We start from the raw sequence: 16,868 nt of genomic DNA, 5'->3' as shown, positions 1-16,868 counted from the left end.
GATGCTGCACAACAGGGCGTGGACCTGCTGCGCGATGCGTTTCCCGCGGTCACGCCGATTCCTGGCGTGGTGGAGGCAGGCACGGAGAAACGATAGGGATCCGAACGCTGTGTCCGTTTACGCTGGTGACGTCACTGCGTGCATGGCTGTGCGGCAAATTCGGCCAGGCGTCGGGTGAGCGTTCCTTCCTGCCAGGCGATGTCGAGGATCACCCAGCGATCGTCCTGGCGGCCGAGCACCACCGTGTCCGTCCATTGCTGGTTATCGACGGCCAGGCGGGCGCGCACCTGCGCGGTGTTGCCGGTGACTTGGGCGGTCGTCGAGACCAGCGCAGTCGGCTGGTCCGGCCACAGGAAGAACGGGCTCTGGTCGAGCATATGCGGCTTGACGTCTGCGGGCACCCGTTTGGCGCAGGCCGCCTCGTAGGCGCGCTGCGCCTGCAGCGCCGCGAACAAGTCCCGCCCCAGCAGCTGCCGGACCTGCGCAACGTCTCCGTCGGCGTGCTCGGGCGCGATCGCCCAGCTATAGAACGTTTGGACCGTGCGCGCCGGCGACTCGTCCGCGATGGCGACGAACGCGCTCAGCCACAGACTCATCGCACATAGAACGCGCATTCCCCTCATGGATCGCTGCCACCTCGGGCCGCCAGGTGCGGCATGGCGATCCTCGGTCAGCCACTGCGCGCCGTCAATGCGAGCGCTGCCTCGTGCGCCAGCGGCCGGCGTGGCCGCAGCAACCAGATGCCTAGGAACAGGAGACATCCGATTTCACCGGGACTCCACCCACGTAGGAGCGGCTTCAGCCGCGACAGGCTTTTACCGGGCATGCTCGTCGCGGCTGAAGCCGCTCCTACAAGGCCACGCCACATGCCGCTACATCGCAGCGAAAGCGCGTCACCAGGGCATCCTTCAGTCGCTGTCCACCCCAAGCACGCTCAGGCGCAGCGGCGGTGCGTCCGGGCCGGCCGGCGCATGCGCCAGTCTTCCGGTGACCCGCACCACCTGGCCGCTCCCTTCCTCGCGCAGATGCGCCGCCTGGTCCGCGGTGACCGCCAGCCGCAACCGGCGCACCTGCTCGTGCCGCGGCTGGCGCCCGTCCGCCGACGCCGCCACGCACAGCGGCTGCGGCAGGATCAGCACCTCTTCCTGGGTCGCTGCCGCTGCGGCGTCGGCATGCGTATGGGCATGCGGCGCGGTGGGCGCCGCGGACTCGTTGGGCGATGGCGCCAGCGTGCCGGACAGGGTGACCTGGGTCGGCCCGTACGGCAGGCAGTGCTTGGGCGCCGCCATCAGCGCGGGCGCGATGCCGATCAGCAGCAGCGGGAACAGCGACAGGGTTCGACTCGGCATCGGGGCACGCGGACGTAGACGGACCTGCGAGCATACCCAAGCACGATGGCGGGCGTGCTGCAGCCAGGCGTCCACTGTCGCGCAGCGTGCTGCGCCGCCATCGAAACGGAGGCCGTCAGGGTTCGCGTTCCACCACCAGGTCGGTGAACCGCGGTTCGGCGGCGATCAGCGCATGCAGCCGCGCAAAGCACGGATCGTCGTCGCGCATCGCATGGCGGCCGAGCAGGCGCTCCCAGAACGAGCGCTCCTTCTCGATCTGCAGCATCCAGGTATGGTTGCCATCGACCTCTTCTTCGGCGTAGGCGCCGACCAGGTAGGTGCGCCCCTGGCATTCCGCTTCGGAGGCCCAACCCCAATCTTCCGGATCCGGCTCGGACAGCACCATGCTGTCGCCGACGCGCACGCGCAGCCAGTCCAGCAGCGAGCTGCCGCGGATCGGATTGATCGGATTCTCCGGCTCGGCGCTCACCTCGAGCAGGCGGGAGCGGAAGTGGATGACAGGATGCATGCGGCAGCTTGACTCTCGAACGATCGGAAGGCGGACGCACGCATCGGCGCAGCTGCGTCAGGGCGAGCAGGCGCGGATGGGCGGTCCAGGAGGGTAACGCACGCACGGTCGTCCAGGTGGACAGCGGTGCGGCACGTCATGCAACGCGGTGGCGGCCGGCACCGCCGCCTGCGGCACATGGGCGTCTCTCGCAACGCCCGGCCACCGGGGCCGGACACCGTGGTGCAGCGACCGGCCGGACCCATTGCAGCACGCGTGCATGACAACTCATCGCATCCGCCGTAGACAGGCACGCGCGCCCAGATACGCCCAGATGCCGATTGCAACGGCAAGCCAGACGCTGGCGACCTTGCAGCAGGCCGAGGCGAAGGCCAGGTACGGAAAGGAGTCATCAGGAGGACCACGCTGCAGCGACGCCGTGCCCCCGCGTTGCCAGAACGTCAGCCACGCCTCGACACCGCACCACAGCGGCAGCACCCAACCGGCGGACAGCAGCGCGATCGCGAGGGCGAGCAGGCGCTGCTTCATCGCACACCGCCATGCGGCGACGGCTCCACGCGGCAGGCGGCGTGGTCGTATGACGGATCAGCAGGCCGGTTGAGGAGACACAGGACGAGCGACCGTCGCGGCAGCCCTGAAGCCGTCATGGCGCCGCGGCGGCGGCACAGTGTCACGGTGTTTGCTCCGGCTCGGGCTCCAGATCCGGCTCGAACGGCTGATCGGGCAGGCGCTGCCCGCACCACGGACAGAACCGCACACAGATCGCGTCATTGAGGTACCAGGTCGGATCCTCGCCACGGAACAGCTCGAACCCGATCCGTACCGTCCTGTCCGGCTTGGTCACCGCGGCGAACATGCTGCTGCAGCAGTAGCTAGCGATTCGCTTGCGCCACACCACACGCTCCGGGAACTGCGCGTCCATCCAGGCGGTTCTCCAGGCCTGGCACGCCGTGCACTGCGCCAGATGCGACAGCGCCGCAAAGGTCGGAGGGTCCGGGAAATGTTCCTCTTCCACCTCGATCATGCACTCCAACGCCATCTCCAGTTCCGGGCGTTCGTCGATCTGATCGCGCAGCGCTGACAGCGTGTGTCGGGTGATGAAGCAGGTACCGGAATGGGGCATAAGGGTCAGGTGCAGTCGATTGCGAGGGAGTCGAGCATCGCCATGCAACGTTGGCACAGGCGCGCCGTATAGCCAAGGTCGCGGATAGCGCTCCTTACTCAGGCTGTCGCGATCTCACGCCACTCCAGCAATCTGTCTACCGCCCGTGCGGCCTGTTCTTGCATTGCGGGAAGACCCATACCCTGCTCGCTGAGCTGCAGCAGATGACAGACCAGCGCCGGATGGTCAGCACCCTGCCAGAGCAGACTGCAGATCGGCACGACATAACCATCGTACTCGTCGCGTGCCTGCGGTGTTCCTGCGATGCCGATTGGGTCTCAGATGTGGTGCAGCGCCTCGCTGACCGCGCACCGCAAGGTCAGCATTTCATCACGACGGCGTTTAGATGCGACGCGACGCACATCCGCATCGTTCCGCAGACACCACAGTAATGCGTCGTCTTCGATGTAGAACATTTCGCGACACGGCAACTCGGGCTTTACCACAATCATCATCAATTGGCCGAGACGCAGATCAGGATCGCGCTGCCATGCCTCCTTCACCCCGGCGAGGACGCCATCGATTCTCTCTGGATCTCGTATGTGTATTCCTTTGTCGCCGACATCCACCAGCGTATACCGGCAAGCCCGATGCAATCGCGTGCAGCCAGGCGGGTCAAGTGGGTTTGCTCTTGCCACACGCGGCGCAGAGCTTCGCCCGCGGCGTTCGCAATGGCTTTCCGCAGACGTGGCACGGGGGGCCGTAGATGGACAGGCGATGATGCCAGATCACGGCCGGATTGGTCTCGGTCCGCCCGGTCAATTCGTGATAGAGCTGGCGCGCCCGCTGTCCGTATGGCATTGCCAGCGCTTCATGCAAGGAGATTCCATTCTGCCGCCGGAGCTCCTGAATATCGTAGAGCGACTCGGTCAATGCAGGATCCATGGTTTCCCATTCTGCATCGTCCAGCATTGCCACCACCTTGTCGCAACGCCAGCAGTATAAATCCTTTGCCATCACGTAGACCTTCATAGAGCGATGTTGATATGGATGAAGCAGAGGCATGGCGAGGCAAGATAAGGGCACTCTAGATGCCGCTTGCTCAGCCAGGACTCAATCGGTTTGCATGACGCATGTAGCGCATGGATGAGGACGGTGCCGCGGACTGTGTCATGGCTGTTCTGCTAGGCGATCCAACTACTCCTTTTGCCCCACCCAGCCTTGGCGTCAGCTCCCCGCCGCCTGCCACAGCGCATAGCCCAACAGCCCAAAGCCCACCAGGGCGAACCCGCCCCAGAAGGCCGCCGTGTCGGCCGAAACCACGCGAGGCGCCAGATAGGCACTGCGCTTGCCGGATTTCCTGCGCTGCTTGCTGCTCCACGGTTCGACGCTGTAGTAGCCGAACGAGAACGCCGGCACCACGATCATGCCGACCACATAGCACAGCCCGTACAGCACGATCTCCAGCAGCGGGCGCAGGACGACCTCGGTCAACAGGCTTGCGGGCATGGTGTCACCTGATCCAAACAGCGTGATGTACGGCGCCGGCTACGCCCCATGCGTTGAGCCTGCCTGCGATGCTCGCCGAGCGGCCGGTGGCCGTCAACGGCTCACTGGCTGCCGCTGAGCAGCCGGTGCACCAGCTCGAATCCAAGCACCGACATCGACCGATAGCGGGCGTACTCGTCCACCGACAGCATCCGCACGAAGCTGTCGCCCTCGTGCAGTTCCCCGGCGATGTGGAAGGTCAGCAGGTCTCCGATGTCGCCAGGCAGCGGCGCCTGGCCGACGATCTGCCAGTCGCCGCGCTTGAGCTTCCAGGTTCTTCCGCGTCGGCGACGCCACGCGAATGGCGTGCGGCTGGACCACTGCGCACCGTGGCGGCAATGCCCGGCAGGCGCCACGACGCCCGCGCCTGCCGGTTCGCTCGCCACAGGTTCACCCGCCATCGACCACACTGTCGCCCCACCTTTGGAGCGACTCTAATGCACAAGACCTGGCTGCTCGCCTTGTTGGCGGTTCCCGCACTGGCCTACGCGGCGCCGGACGAGGACGCGGCGATGTGCCGCAACGGCGGCTTCCCCATGAGCACGGCCGGGTTCTCGCTCGCCAAGGTCGCGGTGCCGCGCCTGTACCTGCTCAACGACGACGACGGCTGCCCGGCCAAGGGCGAGACCGCGTGCCGGCAGCGCGCCTATGTGGTCAAAGACGACACGGTGATCCTCGCGCAACGCCAGGGCGGCTTCGTCTGCGCGTTCTACCCCAACAAGGTCGGCGGCAGCGCCGGCTGGGTCGCGTCGTCCAGCGTGCAGCCACTGCCGGCGACGGCTGCACCGAAGCCGCAGGCCTGGGTCGGCCAATGGCACGACGGGGACAACGAATTGCAGTTGATCGCCAACGGCGACGGCACCATCACCGCCAACGGCGATGCCTACTGGCCCAGCGCCAACCCGAGCCCCGAAGACCGGCCGGGCGGCCCGAACATCGGCGCCGTCACCGCGCGGGGGTTTCCGGAAGGCAACCGGCTGGAGCTGAGCGAGGACGACTGCAAGGTCCGCCTGCAGCTGGTCGGCGACCTGCTTGTGGTCTCGGACAACCTGCAGTGCGGCGGCGCCAATGTGAGCTTCAATGGTGTGTACCGGCGCAAGGCCGCGAAGCACTGAGGCGAGCGTCTGCGGCTTTCGCGTTGCATGTGATCCGGGCGGCGATGTCGTGCCGTCCGGGTTCTCGAAAGCGCGCCTTCAAATGCCCGGCCATAGCCCGATCAAGCGACTCCGCCAGGCGTCGCTGCCCAGGAACGCGGAGACCACATTGACGCCGGCGCCGATCGCAAGCAGCACACACGCGCCCGACCGTACCGGCGACGCAGGATCAACGCCCATGCAGAGCGTGGCAACACCAAGTAGCGCGCCGACGAGCAAGCACAACACACGTGTCGATCGACGACTTGCGCGCGCCATCCCCATCAGCCATGCCTTGCGAAATCGCTCGGGTTCACGTCACAAGCCCACGCTTTGTGCGACGAGATCCGCGAACACCCACACATCGCCCTTGTCGTACGTCTCGGGCGCTTCCGTTCCGCCCAGCATCGGATACGGCTGCGGGATGTAGATCTGACCCGGCTTCAACGCGCCGAGACGCGCCGCGATCGCCCGCACGTGGTCGCCGCGCAACACGTACGCCTCGAAGCCCGGATCGCGCAAAATGGCTGCCTCGAACGCCACAGTGGACGCATGCGCGCCATAGGACTTGCCGGCGGCCTTGAACGGGTGCAGCACCGCGTAATCCTGGCTGGCCGGGTCATGCAGAAAGAAGTGACCGAGGCTCGAATAGCCGACCACGACGGTGTACGCCGGGAACGCGTCCGCCCAGGGGCCGAGGACCTCGTGCGATTCCGGCGCGATCAGGTAGTAAAGCGGGACGTTCGTCGCGTCGGCGCGCTCTGCACTCTGGCTCATTGGAAACCTTGCTGCGATGGCGCGCCAGGATATCAAGCCGCGCACTTCCGCTTGCTGGCGTGGTTCTCACCTCGGCCGTGGCGATGGCTCAGTAGCACTTGGCCGATCCATCCAGAAAGAACTGTACGTCGCGCGCCCCGCACCAAGCTTCCAGCTCGGCCCTGAACACCGGCCACAGGTCGCGCGCCCAAACGGGTGCACTCTGCTCCCAGGCATGCTCGGTGGGTACGTAGACCGTCGGCACGCCCATCGGGAAGTCCAGCACGAACTCGCCACCAGGGCCGGTGCAGACGAGTTCTTCCTTCCAGCGGGGTTGGAATTGGAATGTGGTCATGGGGCTCCAAATCGTGTCACGAACGCTCATGCGACGGCCGCGTAATGCTCGCTGCACCAAGCGATACAGGTCAATCGTCGGAAAGGCCATCGCGCTGACACTCATCACTCGCTATGCCTTTGTTTATACATGCGTAACCGCGGAGTGTTGTTCGTGGAGCGCTGGCGTTGTCCCAGCCTCGCTGCACTCGAACTTAAGCTGTCTACTGCGGCCAATTGCGGATGGGCGCTCGTTGCATTAGCGTGAAGCCGGCTTCCTCCACGTAGAGGTCACCTTTGCGCGCCTTTACCGCTCCGTTTTCAGGTTGCAGGTCGCTGACGCTTCTTTGCGCGCTCGGCGTGTCCGCATGTACGACCTCTCCAACTTCCGTTTCGGCCGAGAATCCCGTCATGTCCAGCCACGCGACGACCACATCCAATGCGCCTACGCACAGCGCCAGCGAGATCGCCAAGCGCGTACTCGTTCTGATCGAGAATATCCACGGCCGCCAGGACATCTCACCCGATGCCATCAAAAAACACGCCGGCCTGCATATCGACATCAATCCCGCCGACCCCAATGACTATGGCGTCAGCGGCAGGTTGACCGACACGTGGTACTACGCACTGCGCTCGATGTCCGAAGAGCCGGGACATTCGCCGAGTCGATTATTGTTCCAGTTCAACGACCAGACGCACTCCCAGGCAGACATGGGACCGATCTGCGTTCCGTTCGAAGATTACAGTCAGGCCCTGGCTGCGGCTGGTTACACCGGTAAACGCATGCGCAACCGGCTGGGGACCGAGGAGTACTGGGATTTCTCGCGCGGCAGTGTCACGGTGACGGTCTATCCGCGTGGGCGGGAGAGCCCGAAGGATAGCCAGACCTGCGTGTCGATGGTGATCATCAACGTCTACGCATAAAAGGCAGAACGGACATGCCGACGCCACAGGAAAAACTGGATGCGATGCTGGACGCTTACCAGGCAGCGCACAAGACCAGTACGACCGATCCAGGCAAGCAACTGCGCACGTTGATCGATACGACGCCGGGCCTGAAAGCCACCTTCCTGGACCAGATCGCCAAAGATCGCCTGGACGGGTTTGAGCCCTTGTCTACCGCAGGCGCGCTGGGAACCTATAACGCCTACGGCAAAACCATGGCGGTTTCCATCGATCAGCTCAATTCAGCCGCGGCCGGCAATGTGCAAACGGCCAACTCGCTGCGATTTACCCTCGGCCACGAAATCGACCATGCCGTCACACGCGACGCGCGTCTGACAGAGGATAGGACGCTGCAAGCGAGTGTCGCACAGATTGCGCGCGGTGCAGCGCCACATGATTACACCCCTGTGCTGAAGGCCTATAACGAAAGCGCACGTTCGCGCGAAGTCGGTGCGGAGATCGCCGGTTTCAATACGCTGGCTGGATACGTGAGAAGCAGGAATCCAAACGCCGGCCTCAAGGAGATGTACGACGCCTCGCCGAACGACATGCAGATGTATGTCGACGTCGATCTGAGCAAAACCCCAGCAACGTATACGCCGAAGGCGGGACTCACTCTTGGTAGCGACCTGAAGATGGCGCCGACACCAGCGAACGTCGACGCGATGGGGACATATTTTTACAAGGCAGCCGGCTACCCCGAGCAAAAGATCGGCAACGCGCTACGCTTCATCGAGACGGCCGAGCAGCAGGCGTTGAGCGCGGCACGGATCGCCAATCCAACGCATGCTGCCCCCAAGATCAATGTCAATCTCAAGGAACTCGGTGTCGAAGGCCTGGCGTTACCAAGGGGATTCGACGATACCAGTCCACGCCTGCAACCGCCTACGCAAGCACCGCCGTCGACCAGCGACCTACGGGGGGGCTATCTTTCGCCGGCCGACCCTGGGCACGCCGACCATGCCCTCTTACAAAAAGTGCGTGCCGGCGTTGGCGAGATCGATCGACAAATCGGCAAGCCATGGGACGATCACAGCGATCGGCTGAGCGCTAGCGCGCTAACGCTTGCGGTCGACAAGAACTTCAACTTCAAAGCCGAAGATGACATCTGGGTTGGTCTGAATCAGCAAAGCAGACAGCATGCAGCGGGCGAAATGCTGCTCGTTCGGCGAACCGGCGGCAACCTATCGCCCGATCCGGATGGGAATCGCGCAGAAATGCCGACAGCGGATGCGCTCGCGCAACCCGCGGGACAACGCTATCAACAAGTGGAGGCCATCCGGCAGTCACAAGCGGAAGAACCACTGCGGCAGCAAGCGGCAATGGCAATGGAGAACGGGGATCCGAGTAAGGGGGTCGCTCCGAAAGCTGGAATGTGACGGCAAGCCGGGTCGGTCCCGGATTGTTATCGAACCGGAGCGAACCGGGGTTGGACCCAGAGTGAGAATGTACGTCTGGGCGCAGACAGGGAACAATCGCACTCTGCCCTGCCCTTTTCGTTGGGAGCGATACCAGTCATGAACTCGCTGAAGTTCATTCATGGTCGTCGAGCGCAAGCGTAGGGTAAAAGCAGCTTCGAGTACCAATTAGCCGACGCTCACCACGACCGGCTCGTCGATGACAGCCGAGTGCTCGCAGGCCGCCAACAGGTTCTTGGCGCAGTAGAGGCGCCAACCACGGCCTTCTCCCCACTTGAGCGCGGCAGGATCCGGGCCAGTCTCGTCCTCGCGCCGCGTTTCCTGGAGGTGGTCGTCGTGGCCGATGTCAGCGACCAACTAGTCCCGGTAAGCGCAGAGGACGGGAGCGAAGTCCCTGGCGACGGGCGGCTGGATGAGGCCCGAGTCTTCTTCGTCCAGGCCGGACAGGATCTGCTGCTTGATTGCGTCCTCGATGCCCGGCAGATCCTCGAGCACGCGCTCGAACGCGGAGCATGACTTTTCGTCCGTGATGAGATCGCCGCACGAAACGTTCAAACGCGCATGTCGCTCCTGTCTATCCAAAGACTGCGTCGCTTTGTAGTGCGATGCGCCTTAGGCTCGGATCAAGCGGTCCTCATGTATTCGCCGTTTTTTCAGCTCGCTGCCGGCCGCGTACATGGCCGGGATTGGTGCTTGGCCTGACGGCCGCAGCCGGCAGCGTAGCGCGATGGCATGCGCTGCCGGCGCGTCACTGGCTACTGCGCGCGGTTGAAGCGGTTCATCGTGATCGCCGGCTGGCCGTTGATGTTCAACCAGACCACGGTCTCGGTCATCGTCTTGCCGTCAGGGGCGACGGTGTAAGTGCGCGTCGTGCGTGGCATTCCCTTCAAGTAGAAGGCGGCGACCATCACGTTCGGCGCCGGCAGCCATACGGCCGTGGTGTCGACCGTCGGGTAGCCTTTGCTTGGGGCTGCGGTTCCGTCTAGCGGATAAATGGCGACGGCATGGATGTCATGCCCATCACCACCGACGATGTCGGCATTCGTCTGCCACTTGCCCTTGCCCACATCACTGTAGGTGAGCGAGGCGCTCTTCGGCCGCTGCGCGGGCGGCGCCGGCATGCTCGCGACATCGAGCACCCATTTGCCGAGCAAGGGCGACCTGGAGGATTGGGCGAGCGCGGGCGCGCTGCAGACAAGGCCCAGGATCAACAGCAGTACGGCGAGATGCTTTTGCATATGGTCTCTCCAGCGGCTGAGGCGCATTGTTGCACGACTTTGCCATGGCGGTTCTCAAGGCATCGGACACGAAGATTTCTCAGATGGCAACAATCGTCGCTGCATGCGATCCCTCGTCCGCGGCGGACAGCTAGCGCCACGCCGAATAGGTCGTCACATACGTCCGCTCGAGCCGTCCATCCGCATCCGTGTCCATCTCGATCACGTAGCCCGAATTCCGGAACAGCGACTCCTGGGTAACGATGACGCACCGTAGGTGCCGTGCCGCGGTTTCCTTGCAAGCGTCGAGGAAGTAATCGCTCGAACCGACGACAACCGATCCCGCGAGATGGCGGTCGAGGCCATGCTGCAACTGCTCTTCGTCATAGGCCCGATACGGATGCTCGAACGGTAGACCAGACGCGGCATACACCAGTTGCCATGGCATTTCGCAGGCACAAGGCGTCGGCGAATAGCCGAAGAGCATGAACCCGGCGACACACGCCAAGATGGTCGCCGCTCCAAACGCATGGATACGTCGCTGCATGTCGCGGGAGCCTAAATCGATCTGTAAAGCGGGGAGGTTGGCATTTCATCATTGCACGGGGTTTGATGCGGATGCGCTAACGCAGGCGCATCGCATCATGCTAACGATCGCAGCACTCACCACTTCCCAAAGTAGGACGAAATGTCGAAATAGACCTCGCGCTCCTCACCGGAGGGCAGCACGATCGTGATGAGGTCCATGGCCGACGGTTCGAACAACAGCGACTGCGATTTGATGCGTGCGCCGGGGTAGTGCTGATCGAGCCATGTGCGTTGCGCCGCGATGCCCGCGTCTTCGCTATGCGCCGCGGACAGATCGACGGGATGGTCCGGCGACGCGCCATCCCCATGTGCGATGGCCGGCCGCGGCGACGGCGCGGAGTGACACGCCACAAGACCCGCCAGCAGGATCAACGACAGCAGTCCACACTTCATATCACACCCCCTAATGTGATCGACCAGACAGCTGGATCAGAGTAGACCTGTCGGCGCACTGCGCACAATAGCGCGCAGTCTTGCTAGGACCTAGCTTGATGCATCACTCGATCAACTGCGCACCTGGTCCCGCAGCCTTCTCCGCCGGGCGTCGCTAGTAGCACTGCCACGCAAGCGCCCACTCGTCCTCCTTGCCGGGCGCCGTTCCGCGGCCGAAGTAGCCGACGCCGCCGTCGCCCCACATCCAGCGGCCCTTGTCCGTGGAGTCGATCTGGAAGACGAATTCCGGCGACGCGGGATGGCGCTTGAACGGCGCCCAGAAGATCTCGGCCTGGATCAGCGTCGGCCATCCTCCCAGCTTGAAGCCGTCCAGGTTCCGGAAGAGATCGTGGTAGCGCGCTTCGATGTCTGCCGGCAGATCCATCGGCGCATCCTCCCAGCACGGGTAGTCGTCATGAAAAACATGCGGCCGCATCGGAAATGCGCTGATGGGCGAATCGGTATTCCGTGGCGCCAGCGGGACCAGTTCATCGAGCCGCTCGTAGGCCCGCAGACACCACCCTTCCCCGTTGGGCGTATCGACCGGGAGCGTATCGGGACCGATGAACACCGCAATCAGTGCGATATCCGCGAGGCGGGCCGGCCGCAGCGGCAGGTCGCTGACGTTGATCTGACATAGCGCGTGCATCGGCCGTCCCGCCGTCTCCGGCCATGCCTCGCCCGGCGCGCAGACATTCACGCGACCGAACCAACTCGCCAGTGGATCGTCGGGCGGCCGGAATCCGCCGATCTCCAGGATGACACCCGGGCGGGCGAGTTGGGCTTTGAGGTCGTCAGCTGTCGTCGTCACGTGTGCGTCTTCCGCGTCTCATCCAGGCCGGACCATGTTTACTGGCTTTGCGTTCAGTAGAACAGGGATCAGTGGGCATTTCCAAGACAAGTGCGCTTCGATCCCGTTTCCGTGGTACGTCGGGGTTGAGCGCGTTGTCAGGCCGCACGTTGCGCAAGGAGCCGCTCGTATACGTACAGATCAGACTCCGAGAAGCAGCAGAAGACAACCGCTTCGAAGCCCAGTGCAAGCGCAGCGGCCTTCACTGTCGTCGTTGCCACTGCGGCGGCGGCTTCGATGGGGTAGCCATAGATGCCGGTGCTGATGGAGGGAAACGCGATAACGGATTCCAGCGCTTGCCGCAACCTCCAGGCTACGCCCATAGCAAGACGCAAGGAGATCGGGCTCCGCGTTCGAGCCGCCCCCCCACACTGGCCCGACCGTGTGGACGATGTACCGTGCTGGCAGCTTATACCCGCGTGTGAGTTTCGCCTCTCCCGTCTTGCATCCACCGAGCAATCAGCACTCGTGGACCAACGCAGGACCTGCGGCGCGATGGATCGCCCCGTCAACGCCACCACCGCCAAGCAAAGACGAATTCTCGGCGTTGACGATTGCATCGAGCGCGAGCTTGGTGATGTCGGCTTGAATGGCGTGGATCAGCATGGGCGGCATTCGTTAGGGAAATCAGCTAATTTAAGCAGCCTTCGCGCCCGAAACGCATGATTGAATGTTCGGCCTTCCGGGCATAGGTTCGCTTGAACGCATCTCTAGGCGGCAACTCAAGATTCTGAATCATCATCGGAGTCGTTGTGCCAGCAAATGAATGTTGGTGGCTTGCCCGTGTCCCGGAAACAGGCGAGGGCTCGCTCTATCGTTGCGAGCGGCAGCGCCCATGAAGCTGGATATGAGTCGACTTGGCCATTGGAGAGTTTGTATTCGATCATTGCGTCAAGCAGACCGGAATAGGACGGATTGCGTGAAGTGAAGCCCGGATCTTCGGGCGAGGGCAAGAACATCAGCCAGCCGATGTCGCCATTGATGAGAGCGCAAAGAGACGCCCCATTTGGTGCCGATTCCCAAATCTCCCGGCAGTTGGTGTGACTCAACATATGAAGGTTAACACCTGACTTTGAGCGTCGCTGCAATGCTGCTTATCTTTGCATGAATGGCTACGTCGCAATGCCGCGAGGTCTCCTGCGCGAAAGTATGCCAGCGATGAGCATGACGCCCCCCAGGAGGAGAAAAAGGTAAGGCAGATAGTCCGGCCAGGGCAGCTCAGCAGGGACCGCCCGAAGGAACGGATGGGAAGCCCGTCCGTCGCTTGGCAACATCAAGGCGATCGGAAGCTGATGCAAGATGAGCGGCGTGCCGACTAGTCCCACCAGCGCGACTAGCGCGCCGAGCGCTATTACCAGGTTTGCGACGACCTTGTTCACGCCGTCCAGCACTTCATTTGTGCCAGCTGGCGGAGCAGGTTCAGTCTGCATGAGTTGTCAGTTGTCATTGCCATCACCGAAGTAGTTGTAACAACCGGCGGCGACCAACACGACTGTCAGCGCGATGATGCCGACGCCCTCGATATCTAAATTCGACCGAAGAAGCTTACGACGCCAAGACGGGACGAGCAGGCACGGCGACACTACCAGCAGCCCAGCGCCGAGGCTAGCCAAGCCGAGCCCGAGGTTGAACTGCCATGATTCCCAAAGCTGCCTAAGCATCTGATGTGGCACCTAGCGCCTGAGCTACGCGGACCCGCGCAGTGGCTTCGGCGTCGGCTTGAATAGATTATTAGGGGCCACTATTAGATTCCAACGACGATGATGCATCAAGGTATTCCTGCGACGGAGACTCAAGCTGAGGATTGGCAAGCCAGTAGGCTTCTCCGTGGATGCGAAGCATAGCCCAGTGCCATGCCTCGTCATGAAAGATGAGCCCGCGTAGATCATTTGGCTCCTCGTATGGATAGCGTGCAACTGCCGCTTCGTCAGCGTCCGCCGGTAAGTATGACCCGTAAGAGCGAAGAACCCACGCGAACATTTGGCGTTCGTGCTTCAGGTACTCCAAGTACTCTTTCTCTGTCCAGGTTTGGGTTGCCATGAAATTCGTGTGTGGCGCCTAACTGCTATTGGTTCGCCTAGGTAGAACTTGGAAGGAGTGAAAACAGTGTCAGAGTGACCGCCGAAGCTATCACACACGAACTGCTCACCGACATTCGCATTCACCTCCAGCAACAGCGGGCTATTTTCTCCATTTATTTCACTTTTTTCATTGCTAACCTCCTGATCCAGACCCGATGTCTGAATTTTTTTCTTCTATGGGCAAGTCTAAAAATAAAGGCAGGAAATTTAGGAAGAGAATATATGAAAAAGAGATGGCACACGCGATCAGCGAAGTTTTGTAGAACACTACGTCGCCCGCCAATTGACCCGCTATGAAAGACAACATTTTTCCGTCTTTATCGGCGGAATGCAGCAAAAGAGACTCTGAAAGAGCACTTACACTACCAAGGAATAAGCCTGATACAAATAGAGCAACGCCACTTATAATCCACAGTAGTCCGGGGCTGACTTTTTTTCGAAAACTCAAAGGATGCTTGTACGCAACAAATGTTATTGCGCTGATAGCTGCTAGAAGCAATGACCAAAGGAATGTTTGCAATGATAGTTCCTTTTTTAGCGCTTGGCGGCACAAAGCAAATCTTTAATTTTCAGGTTAACAGTCATTATGCTTGTCGAGTCAGGCGCGGACTATTTAGTGATACTTATATAAGAACATATTCATACGCGACGAACAAAGCTCAACCGCGGCTGCTGGCTGAACTGTAGCCGTAATGCTCTTTCAAAGCCATCACATTCAAAAGTGGAACTTAGGATTAAGGTAACCTTCCTCGGGTATCGCACACAACAAAACTGCACTTTGACACCTGCTTGTCTGTTTTCTCTACTGCCGCGGAAGGAATCCAGCAAGTTGTGCATGCCTTCTGAGTGTGGTCTTGATTGCGTCGCTAATAGTTGATGGCATCGTGTTTGCCGACGAGAATGCCTTTAGCTCGACGATTACGTTCGGAGGCGTAGGTTGTCGAGTAACAAAGACATCTGCTCGGACACGAGAGTGCGGTGATTCAACCATTTTTTCATGTTGTGCTTGCACGTTAATATCTCTGAGCGCTCGCGCAATACGTTGCCCGAGCTGGGTGGGCGAGCTAGTTACTGTTTCGTACCACTCCTTAGCGCGAGTAGCTCGTTGCGATTCACGTTCACGAAGTGGCGCATACCCGTCAGGATTCCATTCATCCTTCAAAATTGTAACAAAGTGTGTATTTCCCAATCGCTCCAAATACGTACGGTGCAAGCGAAAAGAATCGTTATCCAGCTCTTGGCAGAGAGGGTAGAGATCGGCAGCGGCAATTGGCACCAGCCGTAAGTCGAAGTACAGCCGAGCCCGATTTAGAGCTTGTAGCGGTAGCTGCTTCTTATCTTCGTTGTTGAGATCTCGATACCACGCGTTCCAATCCAGTTTGTAACCTTGGCGCGCGTCTGTAAATTGCTGGACCCGCTGGATACGAAGTCCGTCGCATACCGGCCATAGCATTACGACCATGTATTGCGAGAGATCGTGCAAGCTGGGGTTGAAGGCATAAAGCCGTTCGCCAGTGATCGCAATCGCTTCACCTAGGGAGTGACCAGCATGAGCAACTTCGATAAGATCTGAAGTAAGGACCTCATAGTCGGCCAAGTCTCTACCACCATTGTGGAAGCGGAACGTATCTTCAATAATGGCCGGCCATTCTACTCTTTCCGGTCCGGAAAGCGAAAAATCTCGCGAAACTAGGATCCGCTGATTTCGATTCGTGGCATCAGCTAGGTGAGACTGAAACTCTCGACTGGTGGTTAGCCAAATGAAAAGCACCGGTGTCATGCGTAGCGTGCCGCGATCCAGCAGCGCCAAAGACTCTACGAATGCAGTTGGAATATTGCCTCGCTCAGCCACCGATTCTTCATGTTGATCGATCACCGCTATAAGCAACTGGTCAGGCAGAAGGCGGGAGCGTGCGTCAGAAATCTCCTGTTCCAAAACAGTCCTGCTTTGGATGGCTGCACGACTCAACTGCACAACTTTCGACTCAGGCAGATGGGTCTCAAGTTCCAAGGCTGCTGAACTCTTTCCCGCTCCGCTAATTCCATAAAGGGGAAGAAATCGGATGCCGCCCCCCATTCGCATGCTTTGAAAGGAGCGCTGGACTAGCGCGATAAGGTCAGCATTCGGTCGGAGGCGGCCTCTAAATGCTGGATCGAGGTCTTCATATCGTGAGGGAAGCCGCAATAAAGGATTATTCATGCGCCGATAATGGTTGATTATGTTGTTTCAGTGCCAGATAACCTCAGTCTGACCTCGGTTACGCTTTTTGCCTCTAAGTCGCAGCTATAGAGCTAGTACTTATGCCGGCGGTATTGATTGTCGGTGTCCGGGCTACGATAGCTGCCACCCTTATGCGAAGAGCCATGGCCCGACGCGTAATGCCCACCATGACTGGTCGTGTGGTGTGAACCCGCCGCGCGCACACGTGCATCCGCAGATGCAGCAGACAGGCACAAGGCAAACCCGGCTAGCGCCGCGATGATCGAGACTTTGGTAAACATCGATTTCCCCTGAGAAAATGTGGCGTCCTAGCGCTCTCATTACACATGGACGCGCTACGCCGCGTATCCCCAGGCGCAACCGTCCTATCAGGTCCGATGGAAGTCC

24 protein-coding genes and 1 pseudogene are annotated in these 16,868 nt (G+C 61.0%); 3 read left to right on the top strand and 22 right to left on the bottom strand.

Translation table 11 applies throughout. The features are described from left to right. Positions 1-131: 131 nt before the first annotated feature. From PG878_RS00335 to PG878_RS00295, 9 genes are all read right to left on the bottom strand, one after another. Positions 132-596: a DUF3828 domain-containing protein gene (locus PG878_RS00335; RefSeq protein ID WP_244672482.1), complete on the bottom strand. Its 465-nt coding sequence runs from the start codon at positions 594-596 to the stop codon at positions 132-134. A gap of 312 nt (positions 597-908) precedes the next feature. Then, the gene (locus PG878_RS00330) at positions 909-1,349 is read right to left on the bottom strand and encodes a hypothetical protein (protein ID WP_209029955.1); all 441 of its coding nucleotides are present in this window, start codon (positions 1,347-1,349) and stop codon (positions 909-911) included. Between the two features lie 115 nt (positions 1,350-1,464). Beyond that, positions 1,465-1,857 carry a hypothetical protein gene (locus PG878_RS00325; protein WP_209029956.1) on the bottom strand — a complete coding sequence of 131 codons (393 nt, stop codon included), beginning with the start codon at positions 1,855-1,857 and terminating at the stop codon, positions 1,465-1,467. A gap of 267 nt (positions 1,858-2,124) precedes the next feature. Further along, positions 2,125-2,385, bottom strand: a complete 261-nt coding sequence (locus PG878_RS00320; protein WP_209029957.1) for a hypothetical protein — start codon at positions 2,383-2,385, stop codon at positions 2,125-2,127. A gap of 142 nt (positions 2,386-2,527) precedes the next feature. After that, positions 2,528-3,037, bottom strand: a complete 510-nt coding sequence (locus tag PG878_RS00315; protein ID WP_311186002.1) for a hypothetical protein — start codon at positions 3,035-3,037, stop codon at positions 2,528-2,530. A 260-nt stretch (positions 3,038-3,297) separates the two neighbouring features. Next, positions 3,298-3,588, bottom strand: a complete 291-nt coding sequence (locus PG878_RS00310; RefSeq protein WP_209029958.1) for a hypothetical protein — start codon at positions 3,586-3,588, stop codon at positions 3,298-3,300. 46 nt (positions 3,589-3,634) lie between these two features. After that, entirely contained in the window at positions 3,635-3,991 is a 357-nt protein-coding gene (locus PG878_RS00305) for a hypothetical protein (RefSeq protein WP_209029959.1), read from the bottom strand. A 195-nt stretch (positions 3,992-4,186) separates the two neighbouring features. Beyond that, positions 4,187-4,468 carry a hypothetical protein gene (locus tag PG878_RS00300; RefSeq protein ID WP_209029960.1) on the bottom strand — a complete coding sequence of 94 codons (282 nt, stop codon included), beginning with the start codon at positions 4,466-4,468 and terminating at the stop codon, positions 4,187-4,189. 101 nt (positions 4,469-4,569) lie between these two features. After that, entirely contained in the window at positions 4,570-4,863 is a 294-nt protein-coding gene (locus PG878_RS00295) for a hypothetical protein (protein WP_244672483.1), read from the bottom strand. An 81-nt stretch (positions 4,864-4,944) separates the two neighbouring features. Between PG878_RS00295 and PG878_RS00290 the strand changes: the two genes are divergently transcribed. Next, positions 4,945-5,622: a hypothetical protein gene (locus PG878_RS00290; protein WP_209029961.1), complete on the top strand. Its 678-nt coding sequence runs from the start codon at positions 4,945-4,947 to the stop codon at positions 5,620-5,622. 336 nt (positions 5,623-5,958) lie between these two features. On the opposite strand, the gene PG878_RS00285 is transcribed toward PG878_RS00290, so the two are convergent. Continuing rightward, positions 5,959-6,417 (bottom strand): T6SS immunity protein Tdi1 domain-containing protein, encoded by a 459-nt coding sequence (locus PG878_RS00285; protein ID WP_244672484.1) that lies wholly within the window; start codon positions 6,415-6,417, stop codon positions 5,959-5,961. A gap of 88 nt (positions 6,418-6,505) precedes the next feature. Continuing rightward, the gene (locus PG878_RS00280; protein ID WP_209029962.1) at positions 6,506-6,751 is read right to left on the bottom strand and encodes a hypothetical protein; all 246 of its coding nucleotides are present in this window, start codon (positions 6,749-6,751) and stop codon (positions 6,506-6,508) included. Between the two features lie 389 nt (positions 6,752-7,140). Between PG878_RS00280 and PG878_RS00275 the strand changes: the two genes are divergently transcribed. Next, a complete protein-coding gene (locus PG878_RS00275) occupies positions 7,141-7,653 on the top strand; it encodes a hypothetical protein (protein ID WP_209029963.1) in 513 nt (170 codons plus the stop codon). 14 nt (positions 7,654-7,667) lie between these two features. Continuing rightward, positions 7,668-9,053 carry an XVIPCD domain-containing protein gene (locus tag PG878_RS00270; protein ID WP_209029964.1) on the top strand — a complete coding sequence of 462 codons (1,386 nt, stop codon included), beginning with the start codon at positions 7,668-7,670 and terminating at the stop codon, positions 9,051-9,053. A 207-nt stretch (positions 9,054-9,260) separates the two neighbouring features. On the opposite strand, the gene PG878_RS00265 is transcribed toward PG878_RS00270, so the two are convergent. The 11 genes and pseudogenes from PG878_RS00265 to PG878_RS00215 all read right to left on the bottom strand — a co-directional run bounded on the left by PG878_RS00265 (position 9,261) and on the right by PG878_RS00215 (position 16,762). Continuing rightward, positions 9,261-9,449, bottom strand: a complete 189-nt coding sequence (locus tag PG878_RS00265; protein ID WP_311186001.1) for a hypothetical protein — start codon at positions 9,447-9,449, stop codon at positions 9,261-9,263. Continuing rightward, positions 9,450-9,647 (bottom strand): hypothetical protein, encoded by a 198-nt coding sequence (locus PG878_RS00260; RefSeq protein ID WP_209029965.1) that lies wholly within the window; start codon positions 9,645-9,647, stop codon positions 9,450-9,452. A 200-nt stretch (positions 9,648-9,847) separates the two neighbouring features. After that, the gene (locus PG878_RS00255; RefSeq protein WP_209029966.1) at positions 9,848-10,330 is read right to left on the bottom strand and encodes a hypothetical protein; all 483 of its coding nucleotides are present in this window, start codon (positions 10,328-10,330) and stop codon (positions 9,848-9,850) included. Between the two features lie 130 nt (positions 10,331-10,460). Then, the gene (locus PG878_RS00250; protein ID WP_209029967.1) at positions 10,461-10,856 is read right to left on the bottom strand and encodes a hypothetical protein; all 396 of its coding nucleotides are present in this window, start codon (positions 10,854-10,856) and stop codon (positions 10,461-10,463) included. A gap of 116 nt (positions 10,857-10,972) precedes the next feature. Beyond that, positions 10,973-11,269, bottom strand: coding sequence for a hypothetical protein (locus tag PG878_RS00245; RefSeq protein WP_209029968.1), 297 nt, complete (start codon positions 11,267-11,269; stop codon positions 10,973-10,975). Positions 11,270-11,444: 175 nt separating this feature from the next. Beyond that, a complete protein-coding gene (locus PG878_RS00240) occupies positions 11,445-12,140 on the bottom strand; it encodes a DUF1963 domain-containing protein (protein WP_311186000.1) in 696 nt (231 codons plus the stop codon). A 137-nt stretch (positions 12,141-12,277) separates the two neighbouring features. Continuing rightward, positions 12,278-12,785, bottom strand: a pseudogene (locus tag PG878_RS00235) (O-acetyl-ADP-ribose deacetylase). Positions 12,786-12,901: 116 nt separating this feature from the next. Further along, a complete protein-coding gene (locus PG878_RS00230) occupies positions 12,902-13,231 on the bottom strand; it encodes a hypothetical protein (RefSeq protein ID WP_209029969.1) in 330 nt (109 codons plus the stop codon). Between the two features lie 1,162 nt (positions 13,232-14,393). After that, positions 14,394-14,780 carry a hypothetical protein gene (locus PG878_RS00225; RefSeq protein WP_209029971.1) on the bottom strand — a complete coding sequence of 129 codons (387 nt, stop codon included), beginning with the start codon at positions 14,778-14,780 and terminating at the stop codon, positions 14,394-14,396. A gap of 282 nt (positions 14,781-15,062) precedes the next feature. Continuing rightward, complete coding sequence (locus PG878_RS00220; RefSeq protein ID WP_209029972.1) at positions 15,063-16,460, bottom strand: ATP-binding protein; 1,398 nt, start codon at positions 16,458-16,460, stop codon at positions 15,063-15,065. A gap of 92 nt (positions 16,461-16,552) precedes the next feature. Beyond that, positions 16,553-16,762 carry a hypothetical protein gene (locus PG878_RS00215; protein ID WP_209029973.1) on the bottom strand — a complete coding sequence of 70 codons (210 nt, stop codon included), beginning with the start codon at positions 16,760-16,762 and terminating at the stop codon, positions 16,553-16,555. Positions 16,763-16,868 lie beyond the last annotated feature (106 nt).

The organism is Xanthomonas hawaiiensis (genome assembly GCF_031834635.1).
GTDB lineage: Bacteria > Pseudomonadota > Gammaproteobacteria > Xanthomonadales > Xanthomonadaceae > Xanthomonas_A > Xanthomonas_A sacchari.
This window is presented reverse-complemented; position numbering and strand designations above follow the sequence as displayed.

Excerpts from the sequence above, each read along its gene's own strand:
- PG878_RS00290 (WP_209029961.1), top strand. The coding sequence starts at position 4,945 with ATGCACAAGACCTGGCTGCTCGCCTTGTTGGCGGTTCCCGCACTGGCC.
- PG878_RS00255 (WP_209029966.1), bottom strand. The coding sequence starts at position 10,330 with ATGCAAAAGCATCTCGCCGTACTGCTGTTGATCCTGGGCCTTGTCTGC.
- PG878_RS00215 (WP_209029973.1), bottom strand. The coding sequence starts at position 16,762 with ATGTTTACCAAAGTCTCGATCATCGCGGCGCTAGCCGGGTTTGCCTTG.
- PG878_RS00270 (WP_209029964.1), top strand. The coding sequence starts at position 7,668 with ATGCCGACGCCACAGGAAAAACTGGATGCGATGCTGGACGCTTACCAG.
- PG878_RS00335 (WP_244672482.1), bottom strand. The coding sequence starts at position 596 with ATGAGTCTGTGGCTGAGCGCGTTCGTCGCCATCGCGGACGAGTCGCCG.
- PG878_RS00320 (WP_209029957.1), bottom strand. The coding sequence starts at position 2,385 with ATGAAGCAGCGCCTGCTCGCCCTCGCGATCGCGCTGCTGTCCGCCGGT.
- PG878_RS00280 (WP_209029962.1), bottom strand. The coding sequence starts at position 6,751 with ATGACCACATTCCAATTCCAACCCCGCTGGAAGGAAGAACTCGTCTGC.
- PG878_RS00230 (WP_209029969.1), bottom strand. The coding sequence starts at position 13,231 with ATGTTGAGTCACACCAACTGCCGGGAGATTTGGGAATCGGCACCAAAT.
- PG878_RS00275 (WP_209029963.1), top strand. The coding sequence starts at position 7,141 with ATGTCCAGCCACGCGACGACCACATCCAATGCGCCTACGCACAGCGCC.
- PG878_RS00285 (WP_244672484.1), bottom strand. The coding sequence starts at position 6,417 with ATGAGCCAGAGTGCAGAGCGCGCCGACGCGACGAACGTCCCGCTTTAC.
- PG878_RS00325 (WP_209029956.1), bottom strand. The coding sequence starts at position 1,857 with ATGCATCCTGTCATCCACTTCCGCTCCCGCCTGCTCGAGGTGAGCGCC.
- PG878_RS00250 (WP_209029967.1), bottom strand. The coding sequence starts at position 10,856 with ATGCAGCGACGTATCCATGCGTTTGGAGCGGCGACCATCTTGGCGTGT.
- PG878_RS00330 (WP_209029955.1), bottom strand. The coding sequence starts at position 1,349 with ATGCCGAGTCGAACCCTGTCGCTGTTCCCGCTGCTGCTGATCGGCATC.
- PG878_RS00300 (WP_209029960.1), bottom strand. The coding sequence starts at position 4,468 with ATGCCCGCAAGCCTGTTGACCGAGGTCGTCCTGCGCCCGCTGCTGGAG.
- PG878_RS00220 (WP_209029972.1), bottom strand. The coding sequence starts at position 16,460 with ATGAATAATCCTTTATTGCGGCTTCCCTCACGATATGAAGACCTCGAT.
- PG878_RS00305 (WP_209029959.1), bottom strand. The coding sequence starts at position 3,991 with ATGAAGGTCTACGTGATGGCAAAGGATTTATACTGCTGGCGTTGCGAC.